Annotated in this window: 10 protein-coding genes; 7 read left to right on the plus strand and 3 right to left on the minus strand. The window is 66.0% G+C overall.

Features of this window, described 5'->3' with window-relative positions:
* Positions 1-207: 207 nt before the first annotated feature.
* Positions 208-2,400, minus strand: a complete 2,193-nt coding sequence (gene uvrB / locus AC1RPL_RS17895; protein WP_493071228.1) for an excinuclease ABC subunit UvrB — start codon at positions 2,398-2,400, stop codon at positions 208-210.
* Between the two features lie 52 nt (positions 2,401-2,452).
* Between uvrB and AC1RPL_RS17900 the strand changes: the two genes are divergently transcribed.
* The 3 genes from AC1RPL_RS17900 to AC1RPL_RS17910 are packed head-to-tail and all read left to right on the plus strand — an operon-like array spanning position 2,453 to position 4,178.
* Positions 2,453-3,028 (plus strand): DUF3617 domain-containing protein, encoded by a 576-nt coding sequence (locus tag AC1RPL_RS17900; RefSeq protein WP_493071229.1) that lies wholly within the window; start codon positions 2,453-2,455, stop codon positions 3,026-3,028.
* Complete coding sequence (locus tag AC1RPL_RS17905) at positions 3,016-3,615, plus strand: DUF3617 domain-containing protein (RefSeq protein ID WP_493071231.1); 600 nt, start codon at positions 3,016-3,018, stop codon at positions 3,613-3,615. The genes AC1RPL_RS17900 and AC1RPL_RS17905 overlap by 13 nt, the downstream gene beginning before the upstream one ends.
* Complete coding sequence (locus AC1RPL_RS17910) at positions 3,615-4,178, plus strand: DUF3617 domain-containing protein (RefSeq protein WP_493071233.1); 564 nt, start codon at positions 3,615-3,617, stop codon at positions 4,176-4,178. Before AC1RPL_RS17905 ends, AC1RPL_RS17910 begins: the two co-directional genes overlap by 1 nt.
* 9 nt (positions 4,179-4,187) lie before the next feature.
* Here AC1RPL_RS17910 and AC1RPL_RS17915 read toward each other — a convergent pair whose 3' ends face one another.
* Both AC1RPL_RS17915 and AC1RPL_RS17920 read right to left on the minus strand, forming a co-directional pair.
* Positions 4,188-4,649, minus strand: coding sequence for a hypothetical protein (locus tag AC1RPL_RS17915; protein WP_493071235.1), 462 nt, complete (start codon positions 4,647-4,649; stop codon positions 4,188-4,190).
* Positions 4,650-4,742: 93 nt separating this feature from the next.
* Positions 4,743-5,900 (minus strand): MBL fold metallo-hydrolase, encoded by a 1,158-nt coding sequence (locus AC1RPL_RS17920; protein ID WP_493071237.1) that lies wholly within the window; start codon positions 5,898-5,900, stop codon positions 4,743-4,745.
* 74 nt (positions 5,901-5,974) lie between these two features.
* Between AC1RPL_RS17920 and ligA the strand changes: the two genes are divergently transcribed.
* The 4 genes from ligA (at position 5,975) to AC1RPL_RS17940 (ending at position 13,159) form a co-directional block, all read left to right on the plus strand.
* Positions 5,975-8,104: an NAD-dependent DNA ligase LigA gene (gene ligA, locus AC1RPL_RS17925; protein ID WP_493071239.1), complete on the plus strand. Its 2,130-nt coding sequence runs from the start codon at positions 5,975-5,977 to the stop codon at positions 8,102-8,104.
* Between the two features lie 170 nt (positions 8,105-8,274).
* The gene (locus AC1RPL_RS17930; RefSeq protein ID WP_493071240.1) at positions 8,275-11,016 is read left to right on the plus strand and encodes a TonB-dependent receptor; all 2,742 of its coding nucleotides are present in this window, start codon (positions 8,275-8,277) and stop codon (positions 11,014-11,016) included.
* 299 nt (positions 11,017-11,315) lie between these two features.
* Positions 11,316-12,353, plus strand: a complete 1,038-nt coding sequence (locus AC1RPL_RS17935; RefSeq protein WP_493071791.1) for a sensor histidine kinase — start codon at positions 11,316-11,318, stop codon at positions 12,351-12,353.
* On the plus strand, positions 12,350-13,159 hold the full coding sequence (locus tag AC1RPL_RS17940) for a LytR/AlgR family response regulator transcription factor (RefSeq protein WP_493071242.1): 810 nt from the start codon (positions 12,350-12,352) through the stop codon (positions 13,157-13,159). Before AC1RPL_RS17935 ends, AC1RPL_RS17940 begins: the two co-directional genes overlap by 4 nt.
* Positions 13,160-13,238: the final 79 nt, after the last annotated feature.

The following is a 13,238-nucleotide window of genomic DNA, read 5'->3' on the forward strand; positions in this document are numbered from 1 at the left end:
CCAAGACTTTAATCTGAATCAAACTGGCAAGCGTTTCTGAGCGACGATGGAATGAGCTGAAAGGCAATCATGCCGTTCCTCCCAAAGAGTAAGTTGCCGATGTCTCACGATCCATGTGGCTCGGCGTCATACTCACCCTTCACAGGAGGCGGTCCCTGGCGACGCAAGTAAAATCTAACTTAGCGCGGAGAACAAAGCAAGTCCCTGTCAGCGCCGGCTCGCCCCGCCCCATTTCTTCTGCACCTTGCCGTACCGAGTCTTGCGCGTGCCCGGTTTGCCTTCGTTCGACCGCCCCATGATCGGCGCCTTGTGATCGCCCGGCGGCAAGCCGAGCTCTTCCTGCTCCAGCCCGCGGATCTCGTCGCGCAACCGCCCGGCTTCCTCGAACTCCAGGTTCGCCGCGGCGTCGCGCATCTTCTTCTCGAGCTCCTCGATATACGCCCGCAAATTGTGGCCGACCATGTGCGGCCGGTCCTCGTCGATCTCGACGGTGACCTGATCCTTCGATGCGACATGCGCGATGATATCGCCGATGCTGCGCTTGATCGTCTCGGGCGTGATGCCGTGCTCGACATTATAGGCATGCTGCTTCTCGCGGCGGCGCCCGGTCTCGGCGAGCGCGCGCTCCATGCTGCCGGTCATCCGGTCGGCATAGAGGATCACCCGCCCCTCGACGTTGCGCGCCGCGCGGCCAATCGTCTGGATCAGCGAGGTCTCGCTGCGCAGGAAGCCTTCCTTGTCCGCATCGAGGATCGCGACCAGCCCGCACTCCGGGATGTCGAGGCCCTCGCGTAGCAGGTTGATGCCGACCAACACGTCGTACACGCCCATGCGTAGATCGCGGATCAGCTCGATGCGCTCCAGCGTCTCGGTGTCCGAGTGCATGTAGCGGACCTTCACGCCCGCCTCGTGCATATATTCGGTCAGGTCCTCGGCCATGCGCTTGGTGAGCGTGGTCACCAAGGTGCGATAGCCCATCGCCGTGGTCTTCTTGCACTCGACGATCAGGTCCTGGACTTGCTCCTCGACCGGCTTGATCTCCACCGGCGGGTCGATCAGCCCGGTCGGGCGGATCACCTGCTCGACGAACACGCCGCCGGTCTGCTCCATCTCCCAGCCGCCCGGCGTCGCCGAGACATAGACGGTCTGCGGGCGCATCGCCTCCCACTCGTTGAAGCGCAGCGGCCGGTTGTCGATCGCGCTCGGCAGGCGGAAGCCATATTCGGCCAGCGTCACCTTGCGGCGGTGATCGCCGCGCGACATGCCGTTGATCTGGCCGATCGTCTGATGGCTCTCATCAACGAAGAGCAGCGCGTTTTCCGGCAGATATTCGAACAAGGTGGGGGGCGGCTCGCCGGGCATGCGCCCGGTGAGGAAGCGCGAGTAATTCTCGATGCCCGCGCAGCTGCCGGTCGCCGCGATCATCTCCAGGTCGAAGTTCGTCCGCTGCTCCAGCCGCTGATGCTCGAGCAGCTTGCCCTCGGCCTCCAGCTCCTTCAGCCGCTCGGCGAGCTCGTGCTTGATGCCCTCCATCGCCTGCTTCATCGTCGGCCCCGGCGTCACATAGTGCGAGTTGGCGAAGACGCGGACATAGTTGAGGTTTGCCACCTTCGCGCCGGTCAGCGGATCGAACTCGGTGATCTCCTCGATATCGTCGCCGAAGAAGCTCACCCGCCAGGCAGTGTCCTCATAATGCGACGGGAAGATCTCCAGGCTGTCGCCGCGCACCCGGAAATTGCCGCGCGCAAAGGCGGCGTCGTTGCGCTTGTACTGCAACGCGACCAGCTTGCGGATGATCTCGCGCTGATCGACGCTCTGGCCCTTCTTCAGGTCGAAGATCATCGCCGAATAGGTCTCGACCGATCCGATGCCGTACAGGCACGAGACCGATGCCACGATGATCACATCGTCGCGCTCGAGCAGCGACCGCGTGGCGGAATGCCGCATCCGGTCGATCGCCTCGTTCACCGAGCTTTCCTTCTCGATGTACGTGTCCGACCGGGCAACATAGGCCTCGGGCTGGTAATAGTCGTAATAGCTGACGAAATATTCGACCGCGTTCTCGGGGAAGAAACTCTTGAACTCACCATAGAGCTGCGCGGCGAGGATCTTGTTCGGCGCGAGGATCAGCGCCGGGCGCTGCACCTCCTCGATCACCTTGGCCATCGTATAGGTCTTGCCCGAACCGGTGACGCCAAGCAGCACCTGGTCGCGCTCGCCGGCCCGCGCCTGCTCGACCAGCTCGGGGATCGCGAAGCGCTGGTCGCCCGAGGGCTGGTACTCGCTGACGAGCTTGAACGGCTTGCCACCCTCGAGCTTGTCGGGGCGCTGCGGGCGATGCGGAACGAAGGCCTGCCCGGTCTCGGGCTCTTCGAGGCTGGTGCGAATCTGGATTGCCATCGCGGGGAATATGGGGTGTGGCTGCGCCATACGCCAACCCCAGGGGGAACACATGCGCCTGACCATTCTTGCCGCCGGAGCGCTGCTGCTCCCGCTCGCCGCCTGCAACAAGGGTCCCTCGACCGAGGAAAGCGCGCGTCAGACCGGCGAGATCCGGCTCGAGAATGCCAGCATCGACGAAGTCGCCAAGCAGAGCGCGGCCGCCGAGGGCAAGGCGCCCACCCAGCAGCCGGGCCAGTGGGAGAACAGCTTCCAGCTGGTCGCGCTCGAGACCGGCGGCGTGCCCGAGCCCTATGCCTCGAAGATGAAGGCCGAACTGGGCAAGCCGCCCAAGACCGAAACCGGCTGCCGCACGGCCGAGGACGTCAAGCCGCTCGACGTCACCAAGCTCTCGCCGATGCAGCGCGGCTGCACCTTCCCGAAATATGTCGTGGTCGGCGGCAAGGTCGATGCATCGATGGAATGCGACACGCCGGCCGGCAAGTCGCACATGACGATCTCGGGCACGCAGGGGAAGACCAGCTTCGACCTGACGATGACCCAGCGCCAGGCCGTGCCGGGCCAGGCCAAGGAATCGTCGATGACGGTGCGGATGACCGGCAAGCGCCTGGGCGAATGCAAGGCCTGATCCGCAGCGTGGCGGCGCCCGGCGCCGCCGCCCTCCTAATATTGCTCACCGCGGCAGGCCGGATGCAGGATGCCCCGGCCCGCTCGACCGTGGAAAGCGCGCGGCTGACCGGCGAGATTCGCCTGGAGAACGCGCCGCTCGAGGAAGTGGCGCGGCAGAGCGATGCTGCCGGAACCAAGAACGACTTGCCGCCGGGCGAATGGGAGAACCGCGTCGAGCTCGTCGCGCTGGCGCTTGTCGACGCTCCTCCGGAAACCGCCACGCGGATGAAGGCGGAGCTGGGCAAGCCCAAGATCGGAACCATCTGCCGCACCGGCGAGGACACCAAGCTCGTCGACCTTTCCAGGCTCCCGGAAAGCGCGGACGGCTGCGTCTTCCCCCGATATCATATCGCCGGCGGCGAGATCGACGCAGTGATGGAGTGCAACGGCACGATGGGCAAGTCGCACATGACGATCACCGGCAACCAGTCCGCCACGGCCTATGACCTGGTGATGATCCGGCGCCAGACCGCGCCCGGCCAGACCGGGCAATCGTCGATAACCATGAAATTGTCCGGCAGGCGCCTGGGCGCGTGCAGGAAATGATGCGCCGCCACGCGCCCCTCGTCGCAGCCGCTGCGCTGGTGCTGCTCACCGGCGCCGGCCAGGCGAGCGACGGCTTCACGCTGACCGACGCGACGTCGCAGCAGGTGGCCGACGCCTATGCAAGGGCCAGGCCCGGCGGGCCGATGCACATGGGGCAATGGGATCGCACGCTCGCGATCCCGGCATTCGATTTGCCCGGCATGCCCGCGGGTGCCGACCGCGACACGAAGATCACCGCCGCCAAGGCCATGAAGAAGGTCGAGAGCATCTGCCATTCGGGCACCGATCTCGCCGCGCCCGAACCGGCACAGATCTTCGAGACGCTCGGCAGCGGATGCCGCTACCAGCGCCTCGCCATGGGCGGCGGCAAGTTCGACGGCACGCTTAGCTGCAACGGCGAGGCGCCGGGCGAGAAGGTCGACCTCGCCGTGTCGGGCACCTACAGCGCGGACGATTTCGCGATACGCCTCGACATCGATCGGCAGCCGGCCGATCCTGCGCTGCGCATCAGGATGACGATGCAGCTGACGGGGCGCCGCACCGGCGCATGCACAAACGGCTAGGGACCGGCGCTACGGCGCCCGGCGATAGGCGATCCGCCACATCAGCACGGCGGTCGCCCCGGCGAACAGCGCCAGGATCCCGCTCGAGGCGATGGCGCTGATCCAGCGGAACAGCAGCGCGCGATTGTCCATCGGCGGCATCTCGAACAGCCCGAAGCCATAGGTCTGGGCGCCGATGAAGATGGCGAGTGCGGTGACCGCGCCGACCAGCGCGGCATGGCGTGCACGGCGCAGGCCGGCCGCGTGCATCACCAGCCAGAGCGGGCCGCCCACCGCGGTGATCGCGATGCCCGCGATCAGGCTGCCGATCGCCCAGCCCCCCGCCAGGCTCAAGGGATCGCGCTTGCCGCCAAGCAGCAGCAGCCCGATCACGATCAGCCCGGCAAAGCCGCTGCCCACGCCAAGCGCGAGCCCGACGCGATCGATACTCGTCTCATAGCCTCGCACGGCGCCCATCGCGCGGTCGTTCACTTGGAAGCCCTCCCCGGCTTTGGCGCGAGGATAAACCCAGCCGCCGGGTCGCTTCAAGCGTTTGAAAGGCGGGCCCGTGCCCAATCTGGCGCATCAGCGCAGCGCATCGTATCCCCCGGCTGCGGTACAGGAATCGAGCGTAGCATAATCAGGATGCGGCGGGGCCGCGCCGAGCGGCGGCACCGCGAAACCCTCGCCGATCCGGTGCGCGGCGAAGCGCGTCGGGTCCGCGCCCGCGCAGGCCAGCATGCCGCGCAGCATCCGCGGCGGCGTCGCATAGCCTTCGCGCGACAGGCGGAACGTGCCCCAGTGCACCGCCAGCGCCGGCGGGCGGCCCAGTCCGTCCCACACCCGGACCGCGCCTTGCGGCCCGATATGGCTGGCACCGGCCAGCTGCCCCTCGTCGAAGCGGAAGGCGCCGATCGGGATCGCCGCGAAGCGCACCGGTCCGAGCGCAGCCGCTTCGGCCGGCCATTTGCCATCCCCCAGCCCGGTATCCCCGGCAAAGAAGAAATTGCCGTGCGGCAGCGTCACCACGAAGCTCGACCAGAGCGCGCGGCTGCGATCGGAGAACCAACGGCTGCCCCAATGATGGCTGCGCGTCACGGTGACCGACACGCCGGGGCGCAGCGCGATCCGCCCGCCCCAGTCCAGCGCCCGGGCAGTCACGCCGGCGCCCGCGATCACCGTGTCATTGCCGAGCGAGGTGACGATCAGCGGATGGTCGCGGTCCCGGAGCCGCCTGAGCGTCGGCAGGTCCATATGGTCGTAGTGGTTGTGGCTGGCGAGTACGACGTCGATCTTCGGCAGGTCCTCGAAGCGCACCCCTGGCTCGGCGACGCGCCGCGGCCCGAAGCCGAACGGCCCAACCGTGTCGCTCCACACCGGATCGGTCAGGATGTTCACCCCGTCCGCCTGCACCAGCACCGTGGCATGGCCGATCCAGGTCACCCGCATCGCGCCGCTCGCCACGCGCGCCGGCGGCTTGCCCAGCGTCACCGCCACCTTGTCCGGCCATGCCGGCCGGGTCGGATCGCCGAACACCTGCTGCCAGAGCAGCCTGTTGCGGCGCCCCGCCGAGATATCGAGCGCATCGCCATCGGGATTGAAGAAGCGCTGCCCGTCGAAATGCCCGCTCACCGGACCGCGATAATAGACGCGGTCGAGGAAGAAGGGCGCAACCGTAACGGTGACGCACACAGCGACCACGGCCCAGAGCAAGACGGCGAGAACGATCCGGGCCAAACGCATTGCAGCCTATGTCGTCGTCCCGCCGCACGTCTTCAAGCTTGATCGCGAAGCCGCCCCCAGCCTAACCCGGCAGGATGGACGCCCTGCCCCAGACTCCGGAAGAAGCCGCCCTCGAGCTCGAGAAGCTCGCGGCCAAGATCGCGCACCACAACCGCCTCTACCATGCCGAGGACGCGCCCGAGATCAGCGACGCCGAGTATGACGCGCTGATGCGGCGTAATACCGCGATCGAAGCCGCCTTCCCCGATCTCGTCCGCGCCGATTCGCCGTCGAAGCTGGTCGGCTCCGCGCCCTCGGGCCGGCTCGCCAAGGTCGCGCATGCCCGGCAGATGTTCAGCCTCGACAATGGCTTTGGCGACGAGGATGTCGCCGACTTCCTCGGCCGCGTCCGCCGCTTCCTCGCGCTTGGCGACCAGGAGCCGATCGCGCTGACCGCCGAGCCCAAGATCGACGGCCTGTCCTGCTCGCTGCGCTACGAGAAGGGCCGGCTCGTCCAGGCGCTTACCCGCGGCGACGGCCAGATCGGCGAGGACGTGACCGCCAATGCCCGCACCATCAAGGACATCCCCCGGGAGATCGCCGGCGCGCCCGACATCTTCGAAGTCCGCGGCGAAGTGTACATGGCGAAGGACGACTTCGCCGCCTTGAACGCCCGCCTGCTCGCCGAGGCCGAGGAGAGCGGCAAGGAAGCTCGCCAGTTCGCCAATCCGCGCAACGCCGCCGCCGGATCGCTGCGCCAGAAAGACGCTTCCGTCACCGAATCGCGTCCCTTGCGCTTCCTCGCCTGGGGCTGGGGCGAAGCCAGCACGCTGCCTGGCGAGACCCAGGTGGACGTGATCCGCGCCATCGAAGCAATGGGCTTCCCGGTCTCCGACCTGTTCACCGGACCCGTGGATTTCGACGCGGCGCTCGCCCAGTACAGGAAGATCGAAGCCGTCCGCGCCGACCTGCCCTTCGACATCGACGGCGTCGTCTACAAGATCGACCGGCTCGACTGGCAGGCCCGCCTCGGTTTCGTCGGCCGCGCCCCGCGCTGGGGCCTGGCGCACAAATTCCCCGCCGAGCGCGCCCAGACCACGCTCAACGACATCGAGATCCAGGTCGGCCGCACCGGCAAGCTCACGCCCGTCGCCAAGCTCGAGCCGGTGACGGTGGGTGGCGTCGTCGTGCGCAACGCGACGCTGCACAATGCCGACGAGATCGCCCGGCTCGGCGTGCGCCCCGGCGACCGCGTCGTCCTCCAGCGCGCCGGCGACGTGATCCCGCAGATCGTCGAGAACCTCACCCGCGACGCGGATCGCCCCGCCTGGAGCTTCCCCACCCACTGCCCGATCTGCGATTCGGAAGCCGTCGCGGAGGAAGGCGAAGTCGATATCCGCTGCACCGGCGGGCTGATCTGCCCAGCCCAGCGGCTCGAGCGCCTCAAGCATTTCGTCAGCCGCGGCGCGCTCGATATCGAAGGGCTGGGCGAGAAGACGCTGGCCGAATTCCTCGATCTCGGCTGGATCAAGGAACCGGCGGACATCTTTCGCCTGAGCGCTCATCAGGACGAACTGGTCGGCCGGGAAGGCTGGCAGGAGAAGTCGGTCAAGGCGCTGCTCGCCGCGATCGAGGCCAAGCGTGCGCCCGATGCCGCGCGGCTGCTGTTCGGGCTCGGCATCCGCCACATCGGCGCGATCACCGCCCGAGACCTGCTGAAACGCTATGCAACATTGCCGGCGCTCCAGGCGCTCGCCGACGAGGTCATCGCCCTGCGCGATGCCAATCCGGCGGTGCTCGGAGAAACCGAAACAAAGCATCGCGCCCGCCTCGACAAGGCAGTCACCGAGCATATCGGCGTGGAGAATGTCGGCGGCGCCGTCGGCCAGGCGCTGGCCGATTTCTTCCACGAGCCGCACAACCGCGCGGTGTGGGAAGACCTGCTCGCACAAGTCTCGCCGCCGCCCTTCATCGTCGAGACGCGCGAATCCGAAGTCTCGGGAAAAACGCTGGTTTTCACCGGTTCGCTGGAGGCGGTGAGTCGCGACGAAGCCAAGGCGCAGGCCGAGTCGCTGGGCGCCCGAGTCGCTGGATCGGTGTCCGCGAAGACCGATCTGGTGATTGCCGGGCCCGGCGCCGGCTCGAAGCTCAAAAAGGCCGCGGAGCTTGGAATTCGCGTCATTTCCGAGGGGGAATGGCTTGAAATCGTCGGCAACGCGCAGTGACTTTTTTGCAACGCAACAAAGCTGAATCGTACATTAACAAGCCCGCTCCACCGGTCACGGATTGACTGTCACAGGACCGACATAAATTAATCGCATGGGCGGCGACGACGGTGAAGCACACCGCGTTCAGTGCACACCATAAAGCACACACGAAAAGGGAAACACTCCTAATGCGCACCAAGCTTTTTGCGGGCGTGGCTTTTGCCGCGCTGATGGTCCCGGGGGTCGCCTTCGCGCAGTCCTCCGGTACGCAGGACTTCGAGGGCGAAACCGAGATCGTCGTGACCGGCGGACGCGCCGACAACGGCGTCAACGGCATCATCGTTCCGGACACTTCGAAGGCCAAGGGTGTCCTCACCCAGGAATTCATTGAGCGTCAGGCGCCGGGCGCCAGCGTCAATGACCTGATCAACCAGCTTCCGGGCGTCAGCTTCCAGAACAACGATCCGTACGGTTCGTCGGGCGGCTCGATGAGCATCCGCGGCTTCGACGCCTCGCGCATCAGCCAGACCTTCGACGGCGTGCCGCTGAACGATTCGGGCAACTACGCCATCTATTCGAACCAGCAGCTCGATCCCGAGCTGATCGAGCAGGTCAACGTCAACCTCGGCTCGACCGACGTCGACTCGCCGACCGCCGCCGCGACCGGTTCGACCGTCAACTACCGCACCCGCGTTCCGTCGCGCGACTTCGGCGTGAAGCTGGTCGGCTCGGTGGGCGAGAACGGCTTCTTCCGTACCTTCGGCATGGTCGACACCGGTGAGCTGACCTCGTCGGGCACCCGTGCGTGGTTCGCCGCCAGCCAGGCGCGCAACTACCAGAGCTGGAACCCCAACTCGCAGGTCGACAAGCAGCAGTACAACGCCAAGATCTATCAGCCCCTGGGCGATAGCGGCGACTTCATCTCGATCGCGGGTCACTACAACCAGAACCGCAACAACTTCCAGGGCTCGGTTCCACTGCGCTGGGATACCACGGTGCGCAACGCCACGACCGGCGCGGTCACCGGCACCCGCGGCGTCGGCGTGAACAACGCGACCGACCGCTATCCGCTGAACAACGACGAAGCATTCTACAGCATCCCGTCGTGCACCATCAACACGGTGGCCCGTCCGGGCGTGGCCGATGCGGCCAACACCTGCGGCTCGACCTTCGACGAGCGCTTCAACCCGTCGAACACCGGCAACATCCGCGGCCAGTCGCGCTTCACCCTGTCGGACGGCCTCGTCCTCACGGTCGATCCGAGCTTCCAGTACACCAAGGCCAATGGCGGCGGCGGTATCGTCGCGAACGAAGGCCTTCGCGACCTCAACGCGACCGGCGGCGTCGCCACGGTCGCCCAGTGCGCGGTCACGCCGACCTCGGCCACCAACAACTGCCAGGCCGGCTATTGGGGCGGCACGCCCTATGCGGGCCGCGACCTGAACGGTGACGGCGACCTGCTCGACACGGTTCGCGTCGTGTCGCCGAGCCAGACCCAGACGCATCGCATCGGCGTCATCGCGTCGCTGCGCTACGAGCTGGCACCCGACCAGAGCGTCCGCCTCGCCTATACCTATGACCGTGCCCGTCACCGTCAGACCGGCGAAATCGGCTACCTGCAGCTGAACGGCAAGCCCTATGACGTCTTCCCGGTCAACGACCCGATCCTGGACGTCAACGGCAACCCCCTCGAGAAGCGCAACCGTCTCTCCTACGCGATCCTCCAGCAGGTCGCTGCCGAGTATCGCGGCGAGTTCTTCGACGGCGGCATCAAGGTCAATGCGGGCGTCCGCGCACCGTTCTTCCGCCGCAACCTGACCAATTATTGCGCCACGTCGAGCGCATCGGGCTTCGTCGAGTGCGGCACCCCGGCGCAGGTCGCCGCCTATGTCACGGGCAACCCGACCCAGACCGTGATCGCCAGCGCAGCCTCGGCTGCCGGTGCCACCTGCGTGGGCACCGTCTGCACCTTCCCGACCCAGGGTGCACAGCAGCGCGTCCTCAACTACAACCGCGTGCTGCCGAACGTCGGCTACACCTGGTCGCTGACCAACCAGGTCGACGTGTTCGGCAACTATTCGAAGGGTCTGCAGGTCCCGGGTACGGACAACCTGTACAACTCCTTCTACTTCCCGGCCGGTTCGGATCGCGCTTCGCCGAAGCCCGAGACGTCGGACAATTTCGACCTGGGCCTGCGCTACCGTTCGTCGACGCTGCAGGCGCAGCTCGGCGGCTGGTACACCAACTACAGCAACCGTCTGGCTTCGTCCTATGACCCCGAGCTGGACAAGTCGGTGTACCGCAACCTCGGCAAGGTGAAGCGCTACGGCTTCGACGGCACGGTCGCCTATCAGCCGGTCAAGGAGCTGAGCCTCTACGCCTTCGGTTCGTATCTCCACTCGGAGATCCAGAACGACGTCGAAGTGGCCCGCACCAGCGTGGCCGGCCCGCTCGGCCCGATCGGTTCGATCGTCTACGCTCCCACCAAGGGCAAGCGTGAGTCGAACGCTCCGGTCTACACCTTCGGTGGCGGCGCGACCTTCGACTATGAGCCGGTCTCGATCGGCATCGACGTGAAGCGCACCGGCCCGCGTTACATCTACGACACCAACGAGCCGATCCGTGCGATCGCCGGTGGCACCACCTACGACATCTTCCCGAACAAGGCGCCAGCCTACACGCTGGTCAACCTCAATGCGCGGGTCGATCTCAGCTGGGCGGGTCTCAACAAGAAGACCTATTTCCAGGCCAACGTCGTCAACCTGTTCAACGAGTTCTGGGTGGGCTCGATCAACAGCGGCAACGGCGCTCTGAACCAGGGCCCGACCTACAACACCACCGGCACGGCGATCACGGCGTACGGCTCCCCGCCGTTCACCCAGATCGGCTATGGCCGCACCGTGATGGGCACGCTGGTCGTCGGCTTCTAAGCCACGATCCGCTTCCCGAACGGGAAACACGAAGCCGCCGCTCCGGAAACGGGGCGGCGGTTTTCGTTTGGGATCTCCCCTTCCGCTTGCGGGAGGGGTCGGGAGAGGGGCGTCCCGGAAAAGCGGCACGTTGCGTCCGCACCTCTTGGCCCGTTGCAAGCTTTGCCCCCGCCCGCCACCGGTGTTAGAGGGCAGGAGTGGCTACCCTGGACCCTAGCTCCCCGTTCCTCGCGCAGCAGCCAAAGCCGCCGGCGGCGCTGTCGCGTCCATTCTTCGAGGACAAGAACCGCGCCTTCTGGATGCTCCAGGCCGGTGGCTGGACGGGCTATCTCCTGCTCCGCACGGTTTCCTCGGTATCCAATTCGCAGCCGATCGAAGGCGCGATCGCCGGCATCGTCGAGGCGATCATCGGCTATTGCCTCACCTTGCTGCTCTCGGCGCTCTACGGCACCTACCGCAAGCTGCCCCGCGTCACCGGCATCCTGCTGACGCTGGCGACGCTCGGCCTCGCCACCGCCATCTATGCGGTGCTCGACGCGTTCATCTATTCCTTCGTGCGCATGCCCACCCCCGGCATCACTCTCTCGCTGGTGACCGGCACGGTGTTCATCAACTTCACCGTGCTGGCGGGCTGGTCCGCGCTCTATTTCGCAATCAACTTCTACCTGATCGTCGAGCAGCAGATCGACCAGATGCAGACGCTGGAGATCCAGGCCAGCCAGGCCCAGCTCGCGATGCTGCGCTACCAGCTCAACCCGCATTTCCTGTTCAACACGCTCAATTCGATCTCGACCCTGGTCCTCCTGAAGCAGACCGAGCGGGCGAACATCATGCTTTCGCGCCTCTCCTCCTTCCTGCGCTACACGCTCGCCAACGAGCCCACCGCGCATGTCACGCTCAGCCAGGAGGCCGAGACGCTGAAGCTCTATCTCGAGATCGAGAAGATGCGCTTCGAGGACCGGCTGCGCACCCATTTCGACATCGACGAGCGCGTCGCCAAGGCGCGGCTGCCGTCGCTGCTGCTCCAGCCGCTCGTCGAGAATGCGATCAAATATGCCGTCACGCCCCAGGAAGAGGGCGCCGATATCACCGTTTCCGCTCGGCTCGCCGGAGAACGAGTGCAGATCGCCGTATCCGACACGGGTCCGGGATTGATCGAGGCCAAGCAGCGGCCGACCCTTTCAACTGGCGTGGGGCTCGCCAATATCAAGGAGCGGTTGGCCCAAGCCTTTGGGCCTGACCATCGTTTTGAGACGCGTTCGGACCTTGGGAAAGGGTTCAGCGTTGAGATCGAGATACCGTTCCAGATCGAGGAACCGAACCGAGAGGCCGCATGACAATCCGCACCATCCTGGTAGACGACGAACCCTTGGCCATCCAGGGGCTCGAATTGAGGCTCCAGGAATATGACGACGTCGAGATCATCGACAAATGCTCGAACGGCCGAGAGGCGATCCGTTCGATCAAGACCCACAAGCCCGACCTTGTATTCCTCGACATCCAGATGCCCGGTTTCGACGGCTTTTCCGTCGTCCAGGGCCTGATGGAGATCGAGCCGCCGCTGTTCGTCTTCGTGACCGCCTATAGCGACCACGCCATCCGCGCCTTCGAAGCGCAGGCGATGGATTACCTGATGAAGCCGGTCGAGCCCTCGCGCCTGGCCGACACGCTCGACCGCGTCCGCCAGCGGCTGACCGAGAAGCGCGGCGTGGAGGAAGTCGAGAAGCTCAAGGAAGTGCTCGCTGAAGTGGCGCCCGACGCCGCCGACGAGCACGCCGCCGCCTCTGCCGCGGACGGCGAAGTCGCGTCGAACCGCTTCGAGAAGCTCATCAACATCAAGGACCGCGGCCAGATCTTCCGCGTCGACGTCGACACGATCGAGCGGATCGATGCCGCCGGCGATTACATGTGCATCTACACCGGCGACAACACGCTGATCCTGCGTGAGACGATGAAGGACCTGGAGAAGCGCCTCGACCCGCGCCGCTTCCAGCGCGTCCACCGCTCGACCATCGTCAATCTCGACCTGGTCAAGCAGGTCAAGCCGCACACCAATGGCGAATGCTTCCTGGTGCTCGATTCGGGCGCATCGGTGAAGGTCAGCCGCAGCTACCGCGACGTAGTGGCGCGGTTCGTGCACTAGGCCGATCGGGCGGCGGCCGGTTTAGCTGACCGCCGCCCGTCCACTTCCACCGTCATCCCCGCACAGGCGGGAATCCAGG

The sequence above is a fragment of the Sphingomonas sp. GW821-FHT12D09 genome, from assembly GCF_058807215.1.

Bases quoted from the DNA above. Each gene is read 5' to 3' on its own strand.
- AC1RPL_RS17905 (WP_493071231.1), top strand. From the start codon at position 3,016: ATGCAAGGCCTGATCCGCAGCGTGGCGGCGCCCGGCGCCGCCGCCCTC.
- AC1RPL_RS17920 (WP_493071237.1), bottom strand. From the start codon at position 5,900: ATGCGTTTGGCCCGGATCGTTCTCGCCGTCTTGCTCTGGGCCGTGGTC.
- AC1RPL_RS17900 (WP_493071229.1), top strand. From the start codon at position 2,453: ATGCGCCTGACCATTCTTGCCGCCGGAGCGCTGCTGCTCCCGCTCGCC.
- ligA (WP_493071239.1), top strand. From the start codon at position 5,975: ATGGACGCCCTGCCCCAGACTCCGGAAGAAGCCGCCCTCGAGCTCGAG.
- AC1RPL_RS17910 (WP_493071233.1), top strand. From the start codon at position 3,615: ATGCGCCGCCACGCGCCCCTCGTCGCAGCCGCTGCGCTGGTGCTGCTC.
- AC1RPL_RS17940 (WP_493071242.1), top strand. From the start codon at position 12,350: ATGACAATCCGCACCATCCTGGTAGACGACGAACCCTTGGCCATCCAG.
- AC1RPL_RS17930 (WP_493071240.1), top strand. From the start codon at position 8,275: ATGCGCACCAAGCTTTTTGCGGGCGTGGCTTTTGCCGCGCTGATGGTC.
- AC1RPL_RS17935 (WP_493071791.1), top strand. From the start codon at position 11,316: ATGCTCCAGGCCGGTGGCTGGACGGGCTATCTCCTGCTCCGCACGGTT.
- uvrB (WP_493071228.1), bottom strand. From the start codon at position 2,400: ATGGCAATCCAGATTCGCACCAGCCTCGAAGAGCCCGAGACCGGGCAG.